The 25,445-nt window shown below is 67.6% G+C and carries 22 protein-coding genes; 9 read left to right on the top strand and 13 right to left on the bottom strand.

What is annotated here, in order from left to right:
* Positions 1 to 3: 3 nt before the first annotated feature.
* On the bottom strand, positions 4 to 906 hold the full coding sequence (locus NR101_RS02680) for a LysR family transcriptional regulator (protein WP_256773982.1): 903 nt from the start codon (positions 904 to 906) through the stop codon (positions 4 to 6).
* 105 nt (positions 907 to 1,011) lie between these two features.
* Here NR101_RS02680 and NR101_RS02675 point away from each other — a divergent pair, with 105 nt between their 5' ends.
* Positions 1,012 to 2,088 carry a YeiH family protein gene (locus NR101_RS02675; RefSeq protein WP_256773983.1) on the top strand — a complete coding sequence of 359 codons (1,077 nt, stop codon included), beginning with the start codon at positions 1,012 to 1,014 and terminating at the stop codon, positions 2,086 to 2,088.
* Positions 2,089 to 2,122: 34 nt separating this feature from the next.
* The gene (dbpA, locus tag NR101_RS02670) at positions 2,123 to 3,499 is read left to right on the top strand and encodes an ATP-dependent RNA helicase DbpA (RefSeq protein WP_256777698.1); all 1,377 of its coding nucleotides are present in this window, start codon (positions 2,123 to 2,125) and stop codon (positions 3,497 to 3,499) included.
* A 153-nt stretch (positions 3,500 to 3,652) separates the two neighbouring features.
* Here the strand turns inward: dbpA and NR101_RS02665 are convergent, their stop codons facing one another.
* From NR101_RS02665 to NR101_RS02650, 4 genes are all read right to left on the bottom strand, one after another.
* Positions 3,653 to 4,189, bottom strand: coding sequence for an adenine phosphoribosyltransferase (locus NR101_RS02665; protein WP_256773985.1), 537 nt, complete (start codon positions 4,187 to 4,189; stop codon positions 3,653 to 3,655).
* 71 nt (positions 4,190 to 4,260) lie between these two features.
* Positions 4,261 to 5,826, bottom strand: coding sequence for a protein adenylyltransferase SelO (locus NR101_RS02660; RefSeq protein ID WP_256773986.1), 1,566 nt, complete (start codon positions 5,824 to 5,826; stop codon positions 4,261 to 4,263).
* Positions 5,827 to 5,863: 37 nt separating this feature from the next.
* Positions 5,864 to 6,556 carry a glutathione S-transferase gene (locus NR101_RS02655; protein WP_256773987.1) on the bottom strand — a complete coding sequence of 231 codons (693 nt, stop codon included), beginning with the start codon at positions 6,554 to 6,556 and terminating at the stop codon, positions 5,864 to 5,866.
* 168 nt (positions 6,557 to 6,724) lie between these two features.
* Complete coding sequence (locus tag NR101_RS02650; protein WP_006451993.1) at positions 6,725 to 6,934, bottom strand: cold-shock protein; 210 nt, start codon at positions 6,932 to 6,934, stop codon at positions 6,725 to 6,727.
* A 300-nt stretch (positions 6,935 to 7,234) separates the two neighbouring features.
* Between NR101_RS02650 and NR101_RS02645 the strand changes: the two genes are divergently transcribed.
* On the top strand, positions 7,235 to 7,711 hold the full coding sequence (locus NR101_RS02645) for a YaiI/YqxD family protein (protein ID WP_256773988.1): 477 nt from the start codon (positions 7,235 to 7,237) through the stop codon (positions 7,709 to 7,711).
* A 253-nt stretch (positions 7,712 to 7,964) separates the two neighbouring features.
* Here the strand turns inward: NR101_RS02645 and NR101_RS02640 are convergent, their stop codons facing one another.
* Positions 7,965 to 8,864, bottom strand: a complete 900-nt coding sequence (locus NR101_RS02640; RefSeq protein ID WP_256773989.1) for a pseudouridine synthase — start codon at positions 8,862 to 8,864, stop codon at positions 7,965 to 7,967.
* 42 nt (positions 8,865 to 8,906) lie between these two features.
* Between NR101_RS02640 and NR101_RS02635 the strand changes: the two genes are divergently transcribed.
* The 3 genes from NR101_RS02635 to NR101_RS02625 all read left to right on the top strand — a co-directional run bounded on the left by NR101_RS02635 (position 8,907) and on the right by NR101_RS02625 (position 12,802).
* Positions 8,907 to 9,458 (top strand): YaeQ family protein, encoded by a 552-nt coding sequence (locus NR101_RS02635; RefSeq protein WP_256773990.1) that lies wholly within the window; start codon positions 8,907 to 8,909, stop codon positions 9,456 to 9,458.
* Positions 9,455 to 10,639, top strand: coding sequence for an NAD(P)/FAD-dependent oxidoreductase (locus tag NR101_RS02630; protein WP_256773991.1), 1,185 nt, complete (start codon positions 9,455 to 9,457; stop codon positions 10,637 to 10,639). The genes NR101_RS02635 and NR101_RS02630 overlap by 4 nt, the downstream gene beginning before the upstream one ends.
* Before the next feature lie 90 nt (positions 10,640 to 10,729).
* Positions 10,730 to 12,802: an EAL domain-containing protein gene (locus NR101_RS02625; RefSeq protein WP_256773992.1), complete on the top strand. Its 2,073-nt coding sequence runs from the start codon at positions 10,730 to 10,732 to the stop codon at positions 12,800 to 12,802.
* Positions 12,803 to 12,835: 33 nt separating this feature from the next.
* On the opposite strand, the gene NR101_RS02620 is transcribed toward NR101_RS02625, so the two are convergent.
* The gene (locus NR101_RS02620; RefSeq protein WP_256773993.1) at positions 12,836 to 13,423 is read right to left on the bottom strand and encodes a TetR family transcriptional regulator; all 588 of its coding nucleotides are present in this window, start codon (positions 13,421 to 13,423) and stop codon (positions 12,836 to 12,838) included.
* 133 nt (positions 13,424 to 13,556) lie between these two features.
* Between NR101_RS02620 and NR101_RS02615 the strand changes: the two genes are divergently transcribed.
* Both NR101_RS02615 and NR101_RS02610 read left to right on the top strand, forming a co-directional pair.
* A complete protein-coding gene (locus tag NR101_RS02615; protein WP_256773994.1) occupies positions 13,557 to 14,798 on the top strand; it encodes an MFS transporter in 1,242 nt (413 codons plus the stop codon).
* Complete coding sequence (locus NR101_RS02610) at positions 14,795 to 16,000, top strand: MFS transporter (protein WP_256773995.1); 1,206 nt, start codon at positions 14,795 to 14,797, stop codon at positions 15,998 to 16,000. Before NR101_RS02615 ends, NR101_RS02610 begins: the two co-directional genes overlap by 4 nt.
* Positions 16,001 to 16,049: 49 nt before the next feature.
* Here NR101_RS02610 and fabV read toward each other — a convergent pair whose 3' ends face one another.
* The 6 genes from fabV to queA all read right to left on the bottom strand — a co-directional run bounded on the left by fabV (position 16,050) and on the right by queA (position 23,685).
* Positions 16,050 to 17,309, bottom strand: coding sequence for an enoyl-ACP reductase FabV (fabV, locus tag NR101_RS02605; protein ID WP_256773996.1), 1,260 nt, complete (start codon positions 17,307 to 17,309; stop codon positions 16,050 to 16,052).
* A 620-nt stretch (positions 17,310 to 17,929) separates the two neighbouring features.
* A complete protein-coding gene (gene secF / locus NR101_RS02600) occupies positions 17,930 to 18,907 on the bottom strand; it encodes a protein translocase subunit SecF (protein ID WP_256773997.1) in 978 nt (325 codons plus the stop codon).
* 16 nt (positions 18,908 to 18,923) lie between these two features.
* On the bottom strand, positions 18,924 to 20,777 hold the full coding sequence (gene secD, locus NR101_RS02595) for a protein translocase subunit SecD (RefSeq protein ID WP_256773998.1): 1,854 nt from the start codon (positions 20,775 to 20,777) through the stop codon (positions 18,924 to 18,926).
* A gap of 61 nt (positions 20,778 to 20,838) precedes the next feature.
* Positions 20,839 to 21,186, bottom strand: coding sequence for a preprotein translocase subunit YajC (gene yajC, locus NR101_RS02590; protein ID WP_256773999.1), 348 nt, complete (start codon positions 21,184 to 21,186; stop codon positions 20,839 to 20,841).
* A 150-nt stretch (positions 21,187 to 21,336) separates the two neighbouring features.
* On the bottom strand, positions 21,337 to 22,467 hold the full coding sequence (tgt, locus tag NR101_RS02585) for a tRNA guanosine(34) transglycosylase Tgt (RefSeq protein WP_256774000.1): 1,131 nt from the start codon (positions 22,465 to 22,467) through the stop codon (positions 21,337 to 21,339).
* 153 nt (positions 22,468 to 22,620) lie between these two features.
* The gene (queA, locus tag NR101_RS02580; protein WP_256774001.1) at positions 22,621 to 23,685 is read right to left on the bottom strand and encodes a tRNA preQ1(34) S-adenosylmethionine ribosyltransferase-isomerase QueA; all 1,065 of its coding nucleotides are present in this window, start codon (positions 23,683 to 23,685) and stop codon (positions 22,621 to 22,623) included.
* A 211-nt stretch (positions 23,686 to 23,896) separates the two neighbouring features.
* Between queA and NR101_RS02575 the strand changes: the two genes are divergently transcribed.
* A complete protein-coding gene (locus NR101_RS02575) occupies positions 23,897 to 25,393 on the top strand; it encodes an aminotransferase class III-fold pyridoxal phosphate-dependent enzyme (protein WP_256774002.1) in 1,497 nt (498 codons plus the stop codon).
* Positions 25,394 to 25,445 lie beyond the last annotated feature (52 nt).

The raw sequence follows: 25,445 nt of genomic DNA, 5'->3' as shown, positions 1-25,445 counted from the left end.
CGCTCAACCGCGCGCGAAAGCGTCCGGCGGCAGGCCCAGCAGCGTGGCCAATGCCGGCGGCACCTGCTTGCCCGGGTGCCGGACCACCCACAGCTGCCGCGACAGGGGCGGCAACGGGGTGTCCAGGATACGCAGCGTGCCCAGCGCAACCAGATCGGCCACGGCGTGGCCGGACAGGCAGGCCACGCCCAGCCCGGCCGCTGCCGCCTGCTTGATCGCCTCGGTGCTGCCCAGCCGCATGGATCGGCCGAAGTGGTGCAGATGCGGCAGCAGCGCCTGCTCGACCGCCTCGCGGGTGCCCGACCCGGGTTCGCGCAACAGCCAGCGCGCGTTGGCCAGCGTGGCCAGGTCCGGCATCGGCCCGAGCGGCGCGTCGGCCGCAGCGACGATCACCAGTGCATCGCGCTGCCACGGCAGCACCTGCAGGCCGCTTTCATGGCACGGGCCCTCGATCAGGCCCAGGTCGACCTCCAGCCGTTGCACTGCAGCCACCACGTCGGCGCTGTTGCCGATGCGCAGGTCGACCTGCGCCAGAGGGTTGTCGGCCAGCAGCGCGGCCACGCGCGTCGGCAGCAGGTAGTTGCCGATGGTGCTGCTGGCGCCGATCCGCAACTGCAGCGGGACCTGGTCGAGCGTGCGGTCCTGCCCGACCCCGGCCACGGTCTCCAGGTCGGCGGCAGCGACCAGCAGCGCCCGCGCCGGGTCCAGCAGCGCCCGACCGTGCGCGTTGAGCACCAGGCGCCGGCCGATGCGATCGAACAGCGGCGCGGGCAGGTGGGCTTCCAGTTCGTTGAGCGCGGCGCTGGTGGCCGACTGCGACAGCGCCAGCTGCGTGCCCGCCGCCGCCGTGGTACGCGCGTTGGCGACGGCCACGAAAACCTGCCATTGGCGCAAGGTGAGGTGCATGGCGCAAATTAACGCATAGAACCGGTTGAAATCAGATGAACAATGCGTTTTACAGGTTTGTCAACGACGCGCACGCTGGGCATCCGATCCGACTGGAGCCTTGCCGTGAGCACCTCAACCGCCGCCCTGCCCTTGCCCTCCCTGGCCCAGCGCTGGCGCGGTCGCGTGCCGGGCCTGCTGCTGACCGCGGGGGTGGCGGCGGCCGCAATGGGCCTGGCAACGCTGCCATGGCTGCAGGCGCACGGCATCAGCGCGTTGACCCTGGCCATCGTGCTCGGTATCGCGCTGGGCAACAGCGTCTATCCGCGCCTCGCCGCGCAGGCCGCGTGCGGGGTCGGCTTTTCCAAGCAGTGGCTGCTGCGCGCCGGCATCGTGCTGTATGGGCTGCGGCTGACGTTCCAGGACATCGGCCAGGTCGGCGTGGCCGGCGTGCTGGTTGATGCGCTGGTGCTGGGCAGCACCTTCGCGCTGGCCTGGTGGGCCGGCACCCGCTGGTTCGGGATGGATCGCGAGAGCGCGCTGTTGATCGGCGCGGGCAGCGCGATCTGCGGCGCGGCGGCGGTGATGGCCGCCGAGCCGGTGGTGCGCGGTCGCGCCGAGCAGGTGACCGTGGCGGTATCGACGGTGGTGGTGTTCGGCACGCTGGCGATGTTCCTGTACCCGCTGTTGTATCAGCTCAACCTTGCCCATGGCTGGGTGCCGATGAGCGAAGCGGCCTACGGCGTGTTCACCGGCTCGACCGTTCATGAAGTGGCGCAGGTGGTTGCGGCCGGGCGTGCGGTGAGCCAGGGCGCCGCCGATACGGCGGTGATCGCCAAGATGGTGCGGGTGATGATGCTGGCCCCGTTCCTGCTCGCGCTGTCGTTGCTGCTGGCACGCGGCCGTGTCATGCAGCCCGGCGCGGCGCGCGCGACGATCGTGGTGCCGTGGTTCGCGTTCGGATTCGCGGCGGTGGCCGGGATCAACTCGCTGCATGTGCTGCCTTCGGCGATGATCGCTGCGGCCATCGACCTGGACACCGTGCTGCTGGCCATGGCGATGGCCGCGCTTGGCCTCACCACGCACGTCTCGGCGCTGCGCCAGGCCGGGATCAAGCCGCTGCTGCTGGCCCTGCTGCTGTTAGGCTGGCTGATCGGCGGCGGGCTGGCGATCAATCTGGCTGTACGGCACCTGCCGGGGTAAGCCACCGCAGCCGGCGCAACAGGTAGAATGCACCATGAACGAATTCTCCGAACTGCCCCTGTCGGCCTCGCTGGCGGCGGGCATCGACGCGCTGGGCTATACCCGCATGACCCCCGTGCAGGCGCAGAGCCTGCCGGCCATCCTCGATCGCCGCGACCTGATCGCACAGGCGCCCACCGGCAGCGGCAAGACCGCCGCGTTCGGACTGGGCCTGCTGCAGGCACTGGATCCGTCGGTGATCCGCGCCCAGGCGCTGGTGCTGTGCCCGACCCGCGAACTGGCCGACCAGGTCGGCAAGCAGATCCGCAAACTGGCCACCGGCATCCCCAATTTGAAGCTGGTGGTGCTGACCGGCGGCATGCCGCTCGGCCCGCAGTTGGCGTCGCTGGAAGCGCACGACCCGCACGTGGTGGTGGGCACGCCCGGGCGCATCCAGGAGCTGGGCCGCAAGCGTGCGCTGAAGCTGGGCGGGGTGACCACGCTGGTGCTGGACGAAGCCGACCGCATGCTCGACATGGGCTTTGAAGAGCCGATCCGCGAGATCGCCGGCCGCACCAGCAAGGACCGGCAGACGCTGCTGTTCTCGGCTACCTACCCCGATGAGATCCGCCAGATCGCGCGTGAGCTGCTGCGCGACCCGGTCGAGGTGACCGTTGAAGGCGCCGACAACGCGCCGGCGATCCGCCACCTGTTCTGCGAGACCGACCTGGCCAGCAAGCAGAAGGCACTGGCCGGGCTGCTGCTCAAGTACAACCCGGAATCGACGGTGGTGTTCTGCAACCCCCGCCGCGACGTCGACGATGTGGCCAACTCGCTGCAGCAGTTCGGCTTCTCGGCGCTGCCGCTGCACGGTGAAATGGAACAGCGCGACCGCGACGAAGTGCTGGTGCGCTTCGCCAACCGCAGCTGCAACGTACTGGTGGCCAGTGACGTGGCCGCGCGCGGGCTGGATGTGCAGGACCTGGCGGCGGTGATCAACTACGAGCTGCCCACCGACATCGAAACCTACGAACACCGCGTCGGCCGCACCGGTCGCGCCGGCGCGTCCGGTCTTGCGATCAGCCTGGTCACCGGCCGCGAGCGCAATCGCGCCGATGCCCTGGAAGCCGCCCAAGGCAAGCCGCTGGACTGGCAGAAGACCCCGCTGGCCACCGCGCGCCCAGCGGTGCTGCCGCAGGCGGCGATGGAAACGCTGCGCATCGACGGCGGCAAGACCGACAAGCTGCGTCCCGGCGATATCCTCGGCGCGCTGACCGGCGATGCCGGGCTGTCGGCCAAGGCGATCGGCAAGATCGACATCTACGCCACGCGTTCCTACGTGGCGATTGCGCGCGAGCAGGTCGGCAAGGCGATCGCGCAGCTGGAAGCGGGCAAGATCAAGGGCCGTCGTTTCCGCGTGCGCAGGATGTAAGCGAGATAAGGGGTAGACGGCGGCGATGCCGCCGTAGAGCCGACCGTTGGTCGGCTGCTCTTGCCGTTGGAGGTTCATGGGGAACCGGATCGACGGCAGCCGACCAACGGTCGGCTCTACGGTGGGTGGTGGCGTGGCCACCGCGCCGATACGTCAGTACACCAGGTTCGCCAACAGCGGCACGTTGGCGTCCCAGCGCTCGCGGCCGCCCAGGCCGGCCAGTTCGACCAGCACCGCCGCGCCAACCACCTCGACCTGCAACTGCTGGGCCAGCGACAGCGCCGCCAGCAAGGTGCCGCCGGTGGCCAGCACGTCATCGACGATCAGCACGCGCGCGCCGGGCGGCAACGCATCGGCGTGCACTTCGATGCTGTCGGTACGGTATTCCAGGGTGTATTCCTGCTTGAGCGTGCGGCCCGGCAGCTTGCCCGGCTTGCGTACCGGCACGAAGCCCACGCCCAGCACGCGTGCCATCGCCGCGCCCAGGATGAAGCCGCGCGACTCGATCCCCATCACCGCCACCAGGCCGGCATCGCGCCACGGTTCGACCATGGCATCGATCGCCGCGGCGAAATCGGCGCCATCGGCCAGCAGCGGCATGATGTCCTTGAACAGGATGCCCGGCTTGGGGAAGTCGGCGATGTCGCGCAGGCGATTGGCCCAGGCAGGGCTGGCGGAAACGTCGGTCATGATGGCGTCTGGCGGAATGGGCGGCATAGCGTAACCCGGCCGCTCATGTGGCTCTACCGCGCGCCGACACCTCAGGAACTGCAGGACAGCATCGAACAGCCGGCCTTGTCGCGCGCCCACGCCGGGCGCTTGCCGGCGTAATGCTCACGTCCGGGCTGCAGGTCATACGGATGCCGCAGCACCTCCTGCAACGCATGCACGCCACTCAGGTCACCCTGCTCGGCGTGTTCGATCGCTTCCTGGGCCAGCCAGTTGCGCAGCACATACAGCGGGTTGGCCGCCGCCATCCGCTGGTGCCGGGACGCGGTGTCCAGCGCATCGTTGCGCACCCGGGCCGCGTACTGCTGCAGCCACGCCTGCAGCGCCGGCATCACCGCCGCACGCCGGTCCGCGCTGTAGAACGCCTCTTCCAGCACGGCCACCGACGGCGCCTGCGGGTCCAGCGCGATCAGGCCGCGGAACGCCAGGGTCATGTCCATTTCGCCGTCCTGCAGGATCTGCAGCCACGCCGCCATCATCGCCACGTCGTCATCGCGACACTGCGCCAGCCCGAGCTTGGCGGCGATGTCCTCGCGCTCGCGCTGTGCGTGCACCGCCTGGAAACGTGCGAGCCCCTCATGCAGCGGCGCCACGTGGTCGAACAACGGCGCCAGCGCCTGCGCCAACCGGGTCAGGTTCCAGTACGCCACCTGTGGCTGGGTCCCGAAGCGGTAGCGGCGGCCCTGCGCGTCGGTGGTGTTGGGGGTCCAGTCCGGGGCGTAATCGTCCACCCAGCCGTACGGGCCGTAGTCGATGGTCAGGCCGAGGATGGACATGTTGTCGGTATTCATCACACCGTGCACGAAACCGACCCGCATCCAGTGCGCCACCAGCACCGCGGTGCGCTCGCAGATCTGCGCGAACCACTGCGCGTGGCGCGCGTCACCGGCATCGGCCAGCTCGGGAAAATCGCGGGCGATGCATACATCGGCCAGTTGCCGCAGCAATGCCACATCGCCCCGCGCGGCCGGCAGCTCGAACGTGCCGAAGCGGATGAACGATGGCGCCACGCGGCACACGATCGCCCCCGGTTCCGGTGCGGCGTTGCCGTCGTAGAACATGTCGCGCACCACGCTGTCGCCGCTGCCGACCAGGCTCAGTGCGCGCGTGGTGGGAACGCCCAGGTGGTGCATCGCTTCGCTGCACAGGAACTCGCGGATCGACGAGCGCAGCACCGCGCGGCCATCTGCGCCACGCGAATACGGGGTACGCCCGGCGCCCTTCAACTGCAGCTCCCAGTGCGTGCCGTCGGGTGCAACCAGTTCGCCCAGCGAAATCGCGCGCCCATCGCCGAGCTGCCCGGCCCAGTGACCGAACTGGTGCCCGCCGTAGTTGGCGGCCCATGGCTGCATGCCGGCGTACAGCGCGTTGCCGCCGAACACGCGGGCGAAGTCCGCGCTGTCGGTGAGGTCCGCGCCGATTCCGAGCAGGTCGGCCACCCCGGTCGACACTGCCAGCAGTTGCGGATCGGCCACGGGCGTGGGCATCACGGCCGACCACGCCGCACCGCGCACCTCGCGCACGCGCGGGCCGGTTTCCTCGTCGCCGGGGAGTTGCTCGATGAAACGGTTGTGGAAACGCAGCGGGTCGGTGTTCATCGCTTCGAAATGGGGGCGCCAGCGCGCGCCCGCAAGCTCATGCCGTGCCTGCGCCGAGGTCCAGCGCCCCGCCCCGCTCGCTGGCGCGCTGGTAGGCCGGACGCTGCTCGATGCGCTGCAGGAAGGCCTGCAGCTTCGGGTAGTTGGCCATGCTGCCGGCACGCGAAGCAGCGGCCTGGATCGGGAAACTCATCTGGATGTCGGCGGCGGTGAAGCGTTCGCCGGCAAACCACGGCGAGTGGCCCAGCTCGCGCTCCATCCAGTCCAGGTGCAGCTTGAGCTGCGGACCGACGAAGCCCTTCATCACCTTGTCCACGATGCTGCGGGCGATCGGCCGGGCGAAGAACGGCATCGGCGCCTTGCGCACCCGCGCGAACACCAGGCTCATCAGCAGCGGCGGCATGGCCGAGCCTTCGGCGTAGTGCATCCAATAGCGGTAGCGCAGCCGTTCGGCCGCCTGTGCCGGCAGCAGCTCGGGCGAGAGCTGGCGGCCACTGTCATAGCGGTCTGCGAGGTAATCCAGGATCGCCCCCGATTCCGCCAGCACCAGCGCATCGTCCTGCAGCACCGGCGACTTGCCCAGCGGATGGATCTCGCGCAGTGCCTGCGGGGCCAGCCAGGTCTTCGGATCGCGCTGGTAGTTGACCACCTGGTACGGCAGGCCAAGCTCTTCGAGCATCCACAGCACGCGCAACGAGCGCGAGTGGTCCAGATGGTGCACTTTGATCATTGCCGCGTCCGCAGGTTCAAAGCGTCATCGTAACCGCGGCGACGGATGCATGCCGTCATCGGCGGCAACCGGCCCGAAGGCCAGGCCGGGCAAAACGCGCACAACAAAAAACGCCGGAAGCTTTCGCTTCCGGCGTTTCATTGCAACCTGACGGTAGCGGGGGGTCGATTAGACCGCCTGCACCTGGTCAGCCTGCATACCCTTCTGGCCCTGCACGGCGACGAAGGTCACCTTCTGGCCTTCCTGCAGCGACTTGAAGCCGGTGCCCTGGATGGCACGGAAGTGCACGAAGAGGTCCGGGCCGCTTTCCGGGGTGATGAAGCCGAAGCCCTTGGCATCGTTGAACCACTTGACGGTACCGCTCTGACGATCAGACATGTACAAACTCCTGAAACAATAGTTGAAATAATCGCGGCTTCCCATTGTGGGCGCCGAGACTGAGTTGCAGGCGTTGGTAAAGCGGATCGATGAGCAGATCGTGAGATCAACTGCACCAGGCCACGATTCACGGTGACCCTAGCAAACACAGTGTGGGTGACGATACTCGTGTTTTACCGAAAAAGCGATAGCTGGTTTATTCAGCCATCCTCCCCCTCCCGCCTGACAGGACAAGGGATTGGCGCATCGTACACCAATCATCATGCCTATTCAGAATTTTCCTACCTTAAGATCAGCCAAATGCCCGATTCAAGTTCCCCGATTTCCCGTATCTGGGTCGATGCGGACGCCTGCCCTGGCGTCATCAAGGAGATCCTGTTCCGCGCCGCCGAGCGGGTGAAGATCCCGCTGGTGCTGGTGGCCAACCATTGGCTGCGGGTTCCCTCCTCGCCGCTGATCAGCTTCCTGCAGGTGCCGCCGGGGCTGGACGTCGCTGACAGTGCGATCGTTGAGCGGCTGGCCGCTGGCGATCTGGTGGTCACCCAGGACATCCCGCTGGCGGCCCTGGTTCTGGAAAAGCAGGCCGTGGCGTTGAACCCGCGCGGTCAGCTGTACACCCCGGACAACATGGCCGAGCGGCTGTCGATGCGCAATTTCATGGAGGAACTGCGCGGTGCCGGCATCCAGACCGGCGGGCCGCCTCCGCTGGGCGCGCGCGATCGGCAGGCGTTCGCCGCCGAACTGGACCGCTGGCTGGCCAAACGTTCAGCCCGCTGAACGTGTAGTGCCGGCCGCTGGCCGGCTCCCGGAAATGCCCATCACCCCGGTAATGCCGGCCGCCGGCCGGCTCCCGGAAATGCCAATCACACCGCGTAGTGCCGGCCGCTGGCCGGCTCCCGGAAATGCCCATCACCCCGGGTAATGCCGGCCGCTGGCCGGCTCCCGGAAATGCCAATCACCCCGGTAATGCCGGCCGCTGGCCGGCTCCTCGGGTGCCCAGGTTCCATGGGGAGCCGGCCAGCGGCCGGCACTACCCGGGGTGCTGCTCGAGCTGGCGTTCGCTCGCGAACTGCCGTGGCGCCCCGCTCAATGGATCGACGAACGCCAACCCCTGCGCCAACAACTGCAGCGACGCTTCGACCTCCTCCGGCCCCACCCTGCACAGCTGCGGATACAGATCGTCGCCCACGATCGGCGCACCCAACGCGGCCATGTGCACGCGCAGCTGGTGCTTGCGCCCGGTTTCGGGCTGCAGCCGGTAGTGCCAGATCGGGCCGTCGGCATGCAGCACCTCGATCCGCGTCCGCGCATTCGGCTCCCCGGGCGCTTCGTCCATGCGGAAGAAGGGTTCGCCCGGCACCAGCCGGCTGTGCCGCTCCAGCGGGAACGTCAGCGCGGGCAGCGCGGGCGCCAGCGCCTGGTAGGTCTTGTGGATGCGCCGCTCGCGGAACAGGCGCTGGTAGGCGTCGCGCGTGGCCGGCCGGGTCGAGAACAGCACCAGCCCGGCGGTGAGCCGGTCCAGCCGGTGCAGCGGCACCAAGTCGGCGTTGCCGGTGCGCGCGACCAGGCGCGCCAGCAGGGTTTCCCGCACATGCCCCCCGGCCGGCGTGACCGGCAGGAAATGCGGCTTGTCGGCCACCAGCAGGTCCGTATCCTGATAGAGAATGGATTCGAGGAACGGAATCGCCGGCTCGTCAGCCACCTCGCGGAAATACAGGATCTCCAGCCCCACCTGCCACGGCCGGTCCGGCGCCAGCGCCCTGCCCTGCGCATCCTGCACCCGCCCGCGCGCGAACCGGCTCTCCCACTGCGCCCGCTCGATGCGCGGGAAGCGCGCGCACAGCCCGTCCAGCAGGCTCGCCCACTCGCCCGGCGGCAGTTGCAGGCGGCTGGCGGCGATGGCGCTGGGAATCGGATCGGACGGGGTCATGGCACACCCATTATCATGGCGCTCTTTGTTTACGGTATCCCCATGGCCCTCACCGCCACCATCCGCAAGGCCGAACTGCAGATCAGCGACATGGATCGCGGCTATTACGCCAGCCATACGCTGACCCTGGCCCAGCATCCGTCCGAGACCGATGACCGCTTGATGGTGCGGCTGCTGACGTTCGCGCTGAACGCCGACGACCGCCTGGAATTCGGCCGTGGCCTGAGCGTGGACGACGAGCCGGACCTGTGGCGCCGTGATTACACCGGCGACATCGAGCTGTGGATCGAGCTGGGACAGCCGGACGAATCGCGCCTGCGCAAGGCCGCCGGCCGCGCGCGCGCGGTGCAGCTGGTCACCTATGGTGGCCGCGCGGCCGATATCTGGTGGGACCGCAACGCCTCGGCGCTGAAGAAGCTGTCCGGGCTGGACGTGATGGACCTGCCCGGTGAGTTCGTCACCGAATGGGGCGCGCAGATCGAACGCACGATGCAATGGGACGTGCAGATCCAGGACGGCGAAGTGCAGCTGACATCCGACAAGGCCCAGCTCAGCGTCATCCCCACCTGGCGCAAGCAGAAAGCGCAGGCGTGAGTGTGATCCGCTGCGACGTGCTGGTCATCGGGGCCGGTGCGGCCGGGCTGATGTGCGCGCTCACGGCGGGCCAGCGCGGACGCATCGTGCAGGTGATCGACCATGCCAACAAGGTCGGCAAGAAGATCCTGATGTCCGGCGGTGGCCGCTGCAATTTCACCAACACCGGCACCACCCCGGCCAACTTCCTCTCGGCCAACCCGCACTTCTGCAAGTCGGCACTGGCGCGCTACACGCCCTGGCACTTCATCGAGATGGTCGAGCGCCACGGCATCGCCTACCACGAGAAGGAACTGGGCCAGCTGTTCTGCGACATCTCCTCCAAGCAGATCGTGCGCATGCTGATGGACGAATGCCAGGCCGCCGGCGTGCAGGTGCGCACCGATTGCGCGGTGACCAAGGTCGAACGCGGCGCCGACGGCTTCCACGTGCAGACCGCACAGGGGCATTTCCATGCGGCCTCGCTGGTGGTGGCCACCGGCGGGCTCTCCATCCCCAGCCTGGGCGCGAGCGGCTTCGGCTATGAGCTGGCCCGCCAGTTCGGCCACGAGGTGCTGCCCACCCGCGCCGGGCTGGTGCCCCTCACCTTGAGCGGCAAGCACCAGGAACGTTTCAACGACCTGAGCGGCGTGGCGCTGCCGATTACCGCCCGCTGCAACAACGTGGAATTCCGCAACTCGATGCTGATTACCCACCGCGGCATCAGTGGCCCGGCGATCCTGCAGATCTCCTCGTTCTGGGAGCCCGGCGACGACCTGCGCCTGGACCTGCTGCCGGGCCAGGACGCGGACGCCTGGTTGCGCCGGATGAAGGCCGAGCGCGGCGCGGCCGAGCTGCGCACGGTGCTGTCGGAGGTGCTGCCGCGGCGGCTGGCGCTGCGCCTGTGCGAGCACTGGCTGCCGGACCGCCCGGTCAAGCAGATCGACGAACCGCAGCTGCGCGAGTCTACCTCCCTGTTGCAGGGCTTTCCGTTGGTGGCCAGCGGCACCGAAGGCTACCGCACCGCCGAAGTCACCCTGGGCGGGGTGGACACCCGCAAGGTGTCTTCCAGCACCTTTGAATCGCAGTTGGTCCCCGGCCTGCACTTCGTGGGGGAAGTGCTGGACGTGACCGGCTGGCTGGGCGGCTACAACTTCCAGTGGGCCTGGGCCAGCGGCCATGCCGCCGGCCAGGTGGTCTGACCATCGCGTGGATCCGTGACCGGCTACCGTCTGCCGCATGGACGTATCCACACGCATCGTGTATCAAGTTTGCAGTCCGGGGAGTAGTGAATGCAGAACGCGAATGACATCACCGTCCGCCTGCTGATCGTGGATGACAGCGGGGAAAACGCTGAAACCATCGTCAGCACGCTGCGCAACAGCGGCATCGCCGTGCGCCCGGCGCGCCCGCAGCACAGCGAGGAACTGGCCCAGATCCTGGGCAGCCAGCCGATCGACCTGGTGCTCGTCGCCCCCGCGCAGAGCATCCCGCTGCTTCAGGTGACCCAGCAGATCGCGGCCAGCGGCAAGGACATCCCGATGATCCTGCTGGCCGAATCGATCGATGAGAACGAGTGGGTCGAAGCCGGTGCCAACGGCATCCGTGCGATCGCCCTGCGCAACCGCCCCGAACACCTGCTGGCGGTGGTGCGCAACGAGTGGACCGACCTGCACGCGCGCCGTGGGCTGCGCCGCATCGAAGCGCAGATGCGCGAGACCGAGCGTCGCTGCGATGCGCTGATTTCCTCCTCGCGCGACCCGATCGCCTACGTCCATGAAGGCATGCACATCCGCGCCAACGAGGCGTACCTGGAGATGTTCGGCTACGACTCCTTCGACGACGTGGAAGGCATCTCGCTGCTGGACATGGTCGCCCCGCAGCACGTGGACGGCTTCAAGCAGCTGTTGAAGTCGATGAGCAAGGGCGAGGCGCCGCCGCCGCAGTACCAGGTGGACGCGCGCAACCAGGATGGCGCGGTGTTCGCGGCGACCATGGAGTTCACCCAGGCCAGCTACGAAGGCGAATCCTGCCTGCAGGTGGTGTTCCGCCGCCGGCGCATGGAGTTCGACCCGGAGCTGGCCCGCGAGGTCGAAGACCTGCGCCAGCGCGACCAGGTCACCGGCCTGCTCAACCGCCCCACCTTCATGCTGCATGTCGAAAACGCCGTCGCCCAGGCCGGCCGCAGCGAGGGCCAGTTCGGCCTGCTGCTGATCGAACCGGACCACTACGCACGGCTGCTGCCGGACATCGGGCTGGATTCGGCCGATGCGTTGATCGGCGCGCTGGGCCGGGTGCTGGCCGACAGCGTGGGCGAGCAGGCCCAGGTTGCCCGCTTCGGCGAACACAGCTTCGCGGTGCTGACCGAAGGCGCCTACGCGCAGACCGTGGCACTGGCCGATCAGATCCGCGAGGCCTTCGCCGCGCAGGTGTTCAGCATCGGCGAACGTTCGGCCACGGTCACCGTCAGCATCGGCGGCGTGCAGGTCGGCGAGAAGATCGCCAGCATCGGCCAGGTCCTGGCGCGTGCCACCGAATGCCAGCAGGCGGCGTCCGAACTGGGCAACACCACCCGCATCTTCGATCCGGCCGCGGTCGATCGGGTTGAGGAAGAGCGCATCCAGCGCTGGGTCGCGCGCATCCGCGAGGCACTGGCCGGCGATGGCTTCCAGCTGCACTACCAGCCGGCACTGAACCTGCAGGGCGAACCGCTGGAACTGTACGAGGCCTACCTGCGCCTGGAAAACAACGGCGAGCTGCTCAGCCCGACCGCGTTCCTGGGCATCGCCGAAGAGCACGGCCTGCTGGCCGACATCAACCGCTGGGTCGTGGCCCATGCAATCGGCGTGCTCGGCCAGCGCGAGCGTGCCGGCAAGCCGACCTACATGATGGTCAAGATCACCCCGGAATCGTTCAACGACCCGCAGATGATCGCCACCCTGCGCCGCGAACTGCAGGCGCACGGCGTACCGGGCGAGCGGTTGTGGCTGCACGCCCCGGAAGCCAAGGTGTTCACCCACCTGCGCAACGCCCAGCAGTTCCTCGCCGAGGTGGCGCCGCTGGGCTGCCAGATCGGGCTGGAGCAGTTCGGCTCGGGGCTGGACTCGTTCCAGCTGCTGGCGCATTTCCAGCCGCAGTTCCTCAAGCTGGACCGCGACTTCACCCGCGATGTCGCCAGCACCCGCGAGCACAGCGAGAAGATCAGCGAAATCACCGCGCGAGCGCAGTCGGCCAACATCCGCACCATCGCCGAGTTCGTCGCCGATGCCAACTCGATGAGCCTGCTGTTCAGTGCCGGGGTGGACTACGTGCAGGGCGAATTCGTCGGCCCGGCCGGTCCGGCGATGGACTTCGATTTCGCCTGATGCCGGGGCACGGCCCGCCGTCGTGACCGGCCGCTAACGGGAGGCAAGCAAGCCGCGCAGCAGCAGATCAAGCGCGGCCTGTGCGTGCGTCAGTCGTTGCGACGCCCCGGGTCCCTCGGCAATCCAGAACGCCGCTTCGGCGAGGCTGCCGTATATCAGCGAGGCCAGCGCCTGCGGGCTGGCGTCCGCCACCACGCCAAGGCGCATGAGATTTTCGAGCAGGGCCTGCATCGAGGCGACGCAATGGCGCTGCGCCTCCGGTGATGCGCCGCCCAGGACCGCACGCGCATCGCGTAGCACGATGCGTTGGATGTCCGGCTCCAGGGCCATCTGCAGGTAGGCATGGCAGCGGCTGCGAAAGCCTTCCCACGGATCGGCAGCCGTGGCCGAAATCGTCTGTAGTCGGACATCCATCGCGGTATCCAGCTGCGCCACCACGGCCTGCAGCAATCCCTTTTTGTCGCCGAAGTGGTGGTAAAGCGCGCCACGTGTGAGTCCTGCCTGCGCGGTCAGATCGTCCATCGAGGCGTCGGCATAGCCATGCGTGGTGAACACCGCATGCGCGGTGGCTAACAGGGCGGCGCGGGTCTCTTCCATCTCGGCACGGGTGCGGCGGGCCATCCGGTCAACTCCTTACATATGGTTCGTATGTTTATTTACATTCACAACGTATGTATATAGGATTTTATTCATACGCGTCGTATGTATGCGCATGAACCCGTGCCGGCCGATGGCGCAATCCTGGAGAACGTTGATGCTTGCCCCTTACCGAACGCTGTTTGCCGCCCCCGGAACGGGGCGCTTCGTCCTGGCCGGCCTGCTGGCGCGACTGCCCCTGCCAATGACCGGTATCGGCATCATCACTCTGCTCGCGCAGTTGCGCGGCAGCTATGCCCTTGCCGGCACCGTGGCGGCCGCGTTCGTCCTCACCTACGCGCTGCTCTCGCCACAGATCTCGCGCCAGGTGGACCGCCACGGGCAATCGCGCGTGCTGCCGGTCGCCGCGACGGTCAGTGTGCTGGGCATGGCGCTGCTGCTCGCTGCGGCCGCGCGGCACGCACCGGCATGGACGCTGTTTGCCGGCGCGGTGCTGGCCGGGTGCATGCCAAGCATGTCGGCGATGGTGCGCGCGCGCTGGGCCGCGATGTTCCGGGGGCAACCACGTCTGCAAACCGCTTACTCGCTCGAAACCGTGCTGGATGAAGTGACCTTCATTGCCGGTCCGCCGCTGGCGGTAGGACTGTCGGTGGCGATCGATCCGCTGGCGGGCCTGTTCGCCGCCGCCGTGCTGCTGGCGCTCGGCGTCACCGCGCTGACCGTGCAGCGTGGCAGCGAACCGCCGCTGCAGCCGGTCGACCCGGGCGACCGCCACGGGTCGGCGATCAGCGTGGGGAACGTGCGCCTGCTGGCGCTGCTGATGGTCGCGATGGGCGTCATCGTCGGTACGGTGGACATCACCAGTGTCGCCTTCGCCAACCAGCGCGGCGTTCCCGCCACCGCCAGCGTGGTGTTGTCCGCCTATGCACTGGGCTCGTGCGTGGCGGGGCTGTTGTTCGGCGCGGTCACACTGCGTTGGCCACTGCGTCGGCTGCTGTTGCTGGGTGGCATGGCGACCGCACTGTCCACCCTGCCCCTGCTGCGGGTGGACAGCGTCGCTGCGCTTGCGGTGGCGGTGCTGGTGGCTGGAGTGTGCTTCGCTCCGACCATGATCGTGGCGATGTCGATCGTAGAGCGGCTCGTGCCTGCGCACCGGCTGACCGAAGGCATGACCTGGCTGCTGGCCGGGCTCAACGTGGGCGTGGCGATAGGCGCGGCAAGCGCCGGCCAGCTCGTGGATATCGGCGGTGCGCGCGCCGCATTCGTCGTCGCCGTCGCTGGCGCTGCCATGGTGGCGCTCACTGCGCTGTGGGCGCATCAGCGCCTCCCCGCACAGACGCGCGACGCAAGCGACGCCGCCGCAACGCCCCCCTCCCTTCCTGCAGGATCCGAACGATGAACATGCTTCCCGGTGCGCATCCGCATGCACCACGCGCGTGGTTGGCGGTTGTCGCCGCCGCCCTGGCCACCTTCGCGGTGGTGACCACCGAAATGCTGCCGGTAGGGCTGTTGACCGATATCGCCCAGCACCTGGACACCAGCACCGGCACGGTGGGCCTGACCCTCTCGCTGCCTGCGCTGCTGGCGGCCCTGTTCGCGCCGATCGTGGTGATCAGCGCCGGGGGTATCGACCGACGCTGGATCCTGGCGGGGTTGCTGGCCCTGCTGGTGACCGCCAACCTGGCCTCGGCGCTGGCGGCGGACATCCGCTGGTTGCTCGCCGCGCGGATCCTGGTCGGGTTCTGCATGGGGGGCATCTGGGCCATCGCCGGCGGCCTGGCTGCCCGGCTGGTGCCGGCCGAACGCGTGGGGCTGGCCACGTCGATCATCTTCGGCGGCGTCGCGGCAGCATCGGTGCTGGGCGTGCCGCTGGGCACCTGGATCGGCGACCTGGCCGGCTGGCGATGGGCCTTCGCCGCGATGGCGCTGTTCAGTGCGGCGGTATTGGTCCTGCATCTCGTGGCGATGCCCACACTGTCGGTAACGTCTTCGCCTACCCTGCACCAGTTGCGCGGGCAGCTGGGCAACCGGGCGTTGCAGGCAGGACTGCTGCTCACGTTGCTGCTGGTCGGTGGGCATTTCATGACCTTCACCTTCGTGCGGCCGCTACTGGTCAGCATGGCCGGCGTGGATCCCCGCTGGGTTGGCGCAGTGCTGTTCGGCTACGGCATCGCGGGCATCGTCGGCAATTTCATCGCCGGCACCGCGGCGGCCCATCGCCCCGCAGCCACGATCACCGCCATTGCGATGGGCCTGTTGCTCACCCCGCTCCTGTACCTCACCCTCGGCGACACCGCAGCCGGCGGCACGGCCGTGCTTCTGGTCTGGGGGCTGGCCTATGGCGGGGTGTCGGTTGGCCTGATGACATGGGTGATACGGGCCGCGCCGCAGGCCGTTGAAATTGCCAGCGCGCTCTATGTCGGCGTGTTCAACGTGGGCATCGCGCTGGGATCGTGGAGCGGCGGTCAGCTGGTGGACGGGCTTGGGTTGACCGCCGTGCTCTGGTTGTCGGCCGGCTGTGCCGGCGCCGCGCTGATGCTGGCGTTGGTGCTCACGGCAGGCGGGCGCCGCGCTGGAACTGAAACGACAAACGCCGGGTAATCCCGGCGTTTGCAGTGCAACCCACGCGTGCCTGTTCGGGCACGCCGGATCAGGCCATCTCGACCAGGTTCGGAATCTTCACGTCGGTGGCGACGTCGGCGTCGTAATCCACGCCTTCCACGCCAAACCCGAACAGGCGCAGGAACTCCGCCTTGTAACCGGCCAGGTCGCTGATCTCGTACAGGTTCTCGTTGGTCACCTGCGGCCACAGCGCGACGACTTCGCCCTGCACCTCCGGCGCCATTTCCTTGTAATCCGCGCGCAGGCGACCGGCCTCGTCGATCAGTTCGACCTTGCGACCGCCGTCGGCAACCAAGTCATGGCGCAGGCGCTCGATCGCCGTGCCCGCGTCCTTGCCGCCGTAAAGAATGTCGTACAGCGTATCGAGCTGTTCGATGCAGCCCTCGTGGGTGCCCTTGGCCTTCATGACCTTGAACAGCAGCGACAGGTACAGCGGCATGGTCGGAATCGCCGAGCTGGCCTGGGTGACCACGGCCTTGAGCACCGACACGCGCGCGTCGCCGCCGATCTTCTCCAGCTTCGCGCGCAGGCCCAGCACCTTGGTGTCCAGGTCCTTCTTGGCCGCGCCGATCGATCCATTCCAGTAGATGGCCTGGGTGATCTCTTCGCCGACATAGGTGAAGGCGGTGGTCGTGGCGCCTTCCGCCAGCACACCGGCCTCCAGCAGCGCATCGATCCACATCTGCCAGTCTTCGCCGCCCATGACCGCGACCGTACCGGCGACTTCTTCCGGGCTGGCCGGTTGGATCGTGGTTTCGGTGATCACTTCCTTGTCGGTATCCAGCCCGCGCAGGGTGATCGGCGCGCCGATCGGCTTGAGCGTGGAGCTCATCACTTCGCCGGTCTTGGGATGCTTGCGGCGCGGTGCGGCCAGGCTGTACACGACCTGGTCGACCTGGCCCAGGTCCTGCTTGATCAGCTCGATGACCTTGGCCTTGACCTCATCGGAGAACGCATCGCCGTTGACGCTCTTGGCGTACAGGCCAGCCTGTTCGGCGTACTTGTGGAAGGCGGCGGTGTTGTACCAGCCGGCGGTGCCGGGCTTGGTTTCGGTACCCGGGCGCTCAAAGAACACGCCGAGGGTGGCCGCATCGCTGCCGAAGGCGGCGGTGATGCGCGCTGCCAGGCCGTAGCCGGTGGATGCACCCAGCACCAGGACCTTCTTCGGGCCGTTGGCGATCTTCGGCTTGGACTGGATGTACTCGATCTGCTGCTTGACGGCCGCATCGCAGCCGACAGGATGGGTGGTGACGCAGATGAAGCCGCGCACACGCGGTTTGATGACCATGGAGACCTCGATTGACTGGCGCAGGCCGCGCCTGCGCGATGAAAAGGGGCAACGCGCGCCACCGTGGCGGCTGCGCGAACGCAAGGGATCGTAGTGCGCGGGGGCGCGTTGTACAACCGACGGGGGTGTATGGCGGGCCGTTTGTCACTGCGTTTGCGAGGGACGGGATGGGTTTGGCGGGACACGCCATAAACCCGTCCGTGGGGGCTCGCGGGCGCCATGCAGGGCGTCCCACGGTCCTGCCAACCCCATCCCGTCGCTCGCCCGACAGGTGGCCGCGCGTGGGTGGGAGAGCAGCCGGGCATGGCCCGGCTCTACCAAGCGCGCTGATGCGTGCGATAGGCCCGCGTAGCCACGCAACACAGGGCGTGCCTTGGATCCGTTGCCGGTCACGGAGAACTGTCTGGAGGATGGCGGCCAGCCCCCGTGCAGGACCGTCGGGCGCCATGGATGGCGCCCGCGAGCCCCCACGGACGGGGTTACGGCGTGTCCTGCACGGGGCTGGCCGCCGTCCTCCCTCGCACAGAGCAAAGGCACCGCTCCTGGCGCTGCCTCGCCTGCTGCAAAAAGGAAAAGCCGCGCAGAGCGCGGCTTCTCAGGTAGTGCGTGCAACCGATGACTTACGGACGGCGCTCCAGCGCTTCGATGTCCTTGGCCTTGGGCAGCAGGTCCTGCTTGGTCACGCGCAGCGCACCGATGGTCAACATCGGCACGGCCACCAGGATCGAGGACAGCACCACGATCACCGCGCCCACCATGTGGGTTTCGGCCAGACCTTCCATCGACGTACCGCCGTACATGTACAGCGCCAGTGCCGACAGGAAGAACATCACCGCGGTGATCACCGTACGCGACAGCGTCTGGTTGATCGAACGGTTCAACACCTCCAGCGGCTCCACGCGCAGGCTGCGGAAGTTTTCGCGGACGCGGTCGAACACCACGATGATGTCGTTGATGGCAAAGCCCATCACCGACAGCAGACCGGCCAGCACCGTCAGGTCGAACTCGCGACCGATCGCCGAAATGTAGGCTACCGTCACCAGCAGATCGAACAGCGCCACGATGCTTGCCGTGATGGCGAACTTCCACTCGAAGCGGAACGCGATGTAGATCAGGAAGCCCACCAGCATGAACAGCGTGGCGTACAGACCGTTCATCGCCAGGTCCTTGCCGACCTGCGGGCCCACGAACTCGTTGCGCAGCACCGTTGCCTGGTTGTCGCCGGTGGAAATCGCCTTCACCACCGCCGCGGCGGTGCGCTGGTCACTGGCCGAATTGCCGGTGCCCGGCGCATGTTCACCCTGCGGTGCCAGGCGGATCAGCAGATCGGTGTTGCCACCGAAGCTCTGCACCTGTGCGCCTTCAAAGCCATTGCCCTCGAGCTTGGCGCGGACGTCTTCAACGTCCACCTTGCGCTCGAAGCGGGCCTCGATCAGCGTACCGCCGGTGAAGTCCAGCGCGTAGTTGAAGCCCTTGGTCGCGATCAACGCGATCGAACCCACGAACAGCAGCAGGGTCACGACCATCGCGGCATGACGCCACCGCATGAAATCGATCTTGGTGTCGTTCGGGAGGATATGCAGCGGAAACAGTTTCATTGTGCGTGTCGTCCCGTCAGATGGCCACGTTCTGGAGCTTCTTGCGGCGGCCGTAGATCAGCGTCGCCAAGGCGCGCGATACGGTGATTGCCGTGAACATCGAAGCGAAGATGCCGATGATCATGGTCAGTGCGAAGCCCTTCAGCGGGCCCGTACCAAACGCATACAGGGCCACGCCGACGATCAACCCGGTCAGGTTGGCGTCGAGGATGGTGCCGCTGGCACGCTCGTAACCGGTCACGATCGCGGTCTTGCCCGGCATGCCGGCACGCAGCTCTTCGCGGATACGCTCGTTGATCAGCACGTTGGCGTCGACCGACAGGCCCACCGACAACGCCAGGCCGGCAAAGCCCGGCAGGGTCATGGTGGCACCGAACATCGACATCACCGCGACCACGATCAGCAGGTTGAACAGCATCGCCAGCGAGGTGATCACGCCGAACATGCGGTAGTAGATGCTGAAGAACACCAGGGTGAACATGAACGCGTAGACCACCGCGGTAATGCCGTTCTTGACGTTCTCCGCGCCCAGGCTCGGGCCGACCACGCGCTCTTCGACGAAGTCCATCGGCGCTGCCAGCGAACCGGACTTCAGCAGCTTGGCCAGGTCTTCGGCTTCCTTCTTCTCCAGACCGGTGGTCTGGAAGTTCTTGCCGAACACACCGTTGATGTTGGCCACGGAGATCACTTCCTCCTTGACCCGGAAGCTGCGCACTTCCTTGCCATCGACCATGTTCACGGTCGGGATGCGCTCGGTGTAGACCACCGCCATCGGCTTGTTCACGTTGGCGCTGGTGAAGTCGAACATGCGCTGGCCGCCGACGTTGTTCAACGTCACGCTGACTGCCGCCGAACCGTTCTGATCGGTGGTGGCCTGCGCGGCGACCATCTGGTCGCCGGTGACGATCACGCGCTTGTTGAGCAGCACCGGGCCGCCGTTGTCACGGCGCTGGTAAACCTTGGCTTCCGGCGGAATGCGGCCGCTGGCGATCGCGTCCTGCGCGTTGCCCTCGACCACGGCGCGGTATTCCAGCGTCGCGGTGGCACCGATCATGCGCTTGGCTTCGGCGGTGTCCTGCACGCCCGGCAACTGCACGACCACGCGGTCGGCACCCTGGCGCTGGATGATCGGCTCGGCCACCCCCAGCTGGTTGACGCGGTTGCGCAGCGTATTGATGTTCTGCTCGATCGCACCATTGGCGATCTGGGTCAGCTCGGCCTCGGGGACCTTCACCGTGATGCGGTTGTCGTTGACCTCATAGCCCAGCGTCGGCTGCGCCTTGGCCATCACCTCGCGGGCGCGGGTGACCGCTTCGGCACCGGCGGACGGGCTGATGGTGGCGATGATGCTGTTGTCCGCGCGACGCTCCACCGACTGGTAGGCGATGCGGGCATCGCGCAGGCTGCTGCGCACGTCTTCGGCGTAGGCATCCAGGCGCTTGTCCAGCGCGGCCTTCTGGTCGACCTGCAGCACGAAGTGCACGCCGCCCTGCAGATCCAGGCCCAGCACCATCGGGCTGCCGCCCAGCTTGGCCAGCCACTCCGGCACGGTCGAGGCCAGGTTCAGGGCCACCACATAGTCCTCACCCACGCTGTCGCGCAGGGTATCGCTGGCGGCGGCCTGCGACTGCAGGTCGGCCAGGCGGACGATCAGGCTGTCGCCTTCCTTCTCCGCGCCAATGGTCTTGACCCCGGCCTTGGCCAGGTCGGCCAGCACGCGGTCACGCAGCGCGTCGTCGATCTGCCCGCCACGGTTGGCGGTGATCTGGACGGCCGGGTCCTTCTGGTAGACGTTGGGCAGCGCGTACAGGGTGCTGAGCGCCAGCACGATCAGGATGAGGAAATACTTCCAGCGTGGAAATTCGAGCATTGCTTGGGTCCCGCGCGGCGCCCATCCCGGCGCCGCGGTTGTGCTTCGGAAAAGGAGTGGCTCAGTTGGCCGACTTCAGCGTGCCGGTCGGCAGCACGTTGCCCACGGCGCCCTTCTGCACGCGGATGCGCACGTTGTCGGCCACTTCGATGGTGATGAAGTTGTCGCCGATGTCGGTGACCACGCCGGCGATGCCGCCGTTGGTCAGCACTTCGTCGCCGCGCTTGATCTTCTCCAGCATCGCCTTGTGTTCCTTCTGACGCTTCATCTGCGGGCGGATCATCAGGAAGTACATGATCGCGATCAGGATGATCGGGAACAGCAGCGTGGTCAGACCCATACCACCGCCCGGCTGGCCGCCAGCGGCTTGGGCGTGGGCGGCAGGAATCAGGAAAGCGATCAGGTTCATGTTGGTGTCCTTGGGTTGGGAGGCGCCCTGCCCTGGTGGGCCTGGGTGTCGCCGCGAAACGGGTCAGCCACGAAGTATGCCATGGCCCCGGGAGTTCGTCCTCGGGCCCTTTGGCAGGGTCGGCGCGGCGGTCGGTGCTGCGTGGAGGGCCTACAGCGCCGGGGTAGCCGCGCCACGGGCCGCGTAGAAGGACTCGCGGAAGGCGGCAAAGGTTCCCGCCGCGATGGCCGCGCGCATGTCGGCCATCAGCTTTTCGTAGTAATACAGGTTGTGGATGGTCCCCAGCATCGGCGCCAGCATCTCGTTGCAGCGGTCCAGGTGGCGCAGGTACGAGCGGGTGTAACCGCTGGTGCAGGCGTGGCAACCGCAGCCCGGCTCGATGGTGTCCATGTCGCGCTCGTAGCGGGCGTTGCGGATGCGCACGGTGCCGAACGAGGTGAAATAGTGGCCGTTGCGGGCGTTGCGGGTGGGCATCACGCAATCGAACATGTCCACCCCGCGGGCGACGCCTTCCACCAGGTCCTCCGGGCGGCCCACGCCCATCAGGTAGCGCGGGCGGTCGGCGGGCAGGATCGGGTGCATGTGGTCGAGCATGGCGTTGCGCTCGTGCTCGGGCTCGCCCACGGCCAGGCCGCCGATCGCGTAACCATCAAAGCCGATCTGCTGCAGGCCCTCGGCCGAGCGGCTGCGCAGGTCATGGTGGACCCCGCCCTGGACGATGCCGAACAGCGCCGCATCATTGCCCAGTTCGTCGTGCGCGTTGCGGCTGCGCTGGGCCCAGCGCAGGCTGAGTTCCATCGAGGTCCGCGCCACCGGCTCGGTGGCCGGGTACGGGGTGCACTCGTCGAAGATCATCACGATGTCCGAGTCGAGCACCTTCTGGATGCGCATGCTTTCTTCCGGCCCCAGGAAGACGCGTGCGCCGTCGGTCGGCGAGGAGAAGGTGACACCCTGCTCGGTGATCTTGCGGCGGTGCGCCAGCGAGAACACCTGGAAACCACCCGAATCGGTCAGGATCGGGCCATCCCAGCGCGCAAAGCCGTGCAGACCGCCGTGGTCGGCGATCACGTCCAGGCCGGGGCGCAGGTACAGGTGGAAGGTGTTGCCCAGGATGATTTCCGCGCCCAGCGCCCGGATCTGCTCCGGCAGGATGCCCTTGACCGAGCCATAGGTGCCCACAGGCATGAATGCCGGGGTCTCCACGGTGCCGCGCGGGAAGGTCAGGCGGCCGCGGCGGGCGCGACCGTCAGTGGTCTGGAGCTGGAACTGGAGTCGGGACATGGAGCGGGATTCGGGCAAATAATGGCCCATTGTCGCCGAAAAGCCCCCGCCTGCGCTCGCCCGTAGAGCCGACCGTTGGTCGGCCACCCACCCAACCGTAGAGCCGACCGTTGGTCGGCTACCCTCCCGACCGTAGCGCCGACCGTTGGTCGGCTAGGCCTGCGGGAACAGCAACATCGCATCGCCATAGCTGAAGAAGCGGTATTTCTCTGCGATGGCGGCCCGATACGCCTCGAACACCCGTTCCTTGCCGGCAAACGCCGAAATCATCATCAACAGGGTGCTTTCGGGCAGGTGGAAGTTGGTGACCATCGCATCCACGCTGTAGATCCGGTAACCCGGGGTAATGAAGATCTGGGTCTCACCGGCGTACGGCAGCAGCTCGCCATCGCGCATCGCGCTTTCCAGCGCGCGCACCACCGTGGTGCCCACGCCGATCACCCGCCCGCCGGCAGCGCGCGTGCGGCGCACCTGCTGGACCAGTTCGGCGCCGACGTTCAGCCACTCGCGGTGCATCACATGCTGCTTGAGGTCGTCCACCCGCACCGGCTGGAACGTGCCCGCCCCCACATGCAGGGTCACATGGCCGACATCGATGCCCTTGGCCATCAGCGTGGCCAGCAGCGCCTCGTCGAAATGCAGGCCCGCGGTCGGGGCGGCCACCGCGCCGATTTCACGGGCGAACACGGTCTGGTAGCGCTCGCGGTCGTCCACGCCCGGCTCGCGCTGGATGTACGGCGGCAACGGCAGGCGACCGGCGTGCAGCAACCACTGCTCCAGTGCCTCCGGCACGTGGAACTGCAGCACATAGAATTCGCCATCGCGGCCCAGCACCTCGGCCTCGCCGCCGGCATCCAGCGCGATCCGGCTGCCCGGTTTGGGCGACTTGCTGGCCCCGACCTGGGCCCGCGCCTGCTGGGCGCCGAGCAGGCGCTCGATCAGGATTTCGACGCGCCCGCCGCTGGCCTTCTGACCGAACAGGCGCGCGGGAATGACCCGGGTATCGTTGAAGACCAGCAGATCGCCGGCACGCAGCAGGTCGGGCAGATCGCGCACCTGGCGGTGCTCGAACGCGGCGGGGGCCGGCGGCACCAGCATCAGGCGGCTGGCGGAGCGCTCGGCGAGGGGCGCCTGGGCGATCAGTTCAGGCGGGAGTTCGTAGTTGAAATCGGACTTCTTCAAGGGAGCGCACGGCAACGTGTAGGCAATGTCGGCCATTGTACGACCGGCCCTCCGCGGCGGCGCAGCGACAGGCAAACGTCGCGCAAAATGCTGCTATGCAACAGTTTTCGCGGGGTTATCGCGCGAAAAAGCGCGTGCTAGCATCGGGCTGGAAGTTAGATGCACGAGCAGGAATGCCCCCAGCGCGCGCGAATAGACGCGCGTTTTGCGTTTCCGCCGCGCCGCCAATCGTTTCAGGAGATCTGCAATGAGCTTCATCGAACGTCTTGCCCCCCTTCGCGCCCAGCCCGGCACCCGCCTCACCGCCGGTCTGGATGACGCCAGCCTGGAGCGCCTGGCTGCCGGCCACCCGCACCTGATCGCCGCGATCGACGCTGCCGCCGCCGAGTTCGAGCGCGTCCGCGCCGACCTGGGCGACCTGCTGGCGCTGGACGAACGCGCCCAGATCGAGGCGATGCAGGATGGCTTCGTCAATTTCTACGCCGACGATGCGGTCACCCCGTATGTCGCCCTCGCCGCCCGCGGTGCGTGGGTGGTCACCCTGAAGGGGGCGGTGCTGTACGACGCCGGCGGCTACGGCATGCTCGGTTTCGGCCACACCCCCGAGGCGGTCATGGCGGCCATGGCCGCCCCGCAGGTGATGGCCAACGTGATGACCCCGAACCTGTCCCAGCAGCGCTTCATCAAGGCCCTGCGCAAGGAGATCGGGCACCGTCGCGGCGGCTGCCCGTACAGCCACTTCATGTGCCTGAATTCCGGCTCTGAAGCGGTCGGCCTGGCCGCGCGCATCGCCGACGTCAACGCAAAACTGCAAACCGACCCGGGCGCGCGCCATGCCGGCGCCAAGATCAAGCGCTTGGTCATCAAGGGCAGCTTCCACGGACGTACCGATCGGCCCGGCCTGTACTCCGACTCCAGCCGCAAGACCTATGTGCAGCACCTGGCCAGCTACCGCGGCGAAGACTCGGTGATCGCCATCGCCCCGTACGACGAGGAGGCACTCAAGCGCGTCTTCGCCGAGGCAGAGCAGAACCACTGGTTCATCGAGGCGGTGTTCCTGGAGCCGGTGATGGGCGAAGGCGACCCGGGCCGCTCGGTGCCGCCGGCCTTCTACGCGCTGGCCCGCGAACTGACCCGCCAGCACGGCAGCCTGCTGCTGCTCGACTCGATCCAGGCCGGCCTGCGTGCGCACGGCGTGCTTTCCATCGTCGACTACCCCGGCTTCGAAGGCCTGGACGTGCCGGACATGGAGACCTACTCCAAGGCGCTCAATGCCGCCCAGTTCCCGCTTTCCGTACTGGCGGTCACCGAACATGCCGCGCATCTGTACCGCAAGGGCATCTACGGCAACACCATGACCTCCAACCCGCGTGCGTTGGACGTGGCCTGCGCCACCCTGTCGCTGCTGACCCCGCAGGTGCGCGAGAACATCCGCGTGCGTGGCGAGGAAGCGGTGCGCAAGCTGGAGCAGCTCAAGTCCGAGCTGGGCGGGCTGATCACCAAGGTGCAGGGCACCGGCCTGCTGTTCTCCTGCGAACTGGCGCCCCAGTTCAAGTGTTACGGCACCGGTTCCACCGAGGAGTGGTTGCGCAACCACGGCATCAACGTCATCCACGGCGGCGAGAACTCGTTGCGCTTCACCCCGCATTTCGGCATGGACAGCGAAGAGCTGGACCTGCTGGTCGGGCTGGTGGGCCGCGCATTGAAGGAAGGTCCGCGCAAGGAACAGTCGCAGGCGGCTTGAGGCCGGCGGCCGGGCGGGGTTGAACCCGCACGGGGGTAGGCGACCGACGGGA

Source organism: Stenotrophomonas sp. Ste86 (assembly GCF_024519465.1).
Taxonomy (GTDB): Bacteria; Pseudomonadota; Gammaproteobacteria; order Xanthomonadales; family Xanthomonadaceae; genus Stenotrophomonas.
The sequence above is the reverse complement of the archived record's forward strand: the minus strand, read 5'-3'. Positions and strand labels throughout refer to the sequence as shown.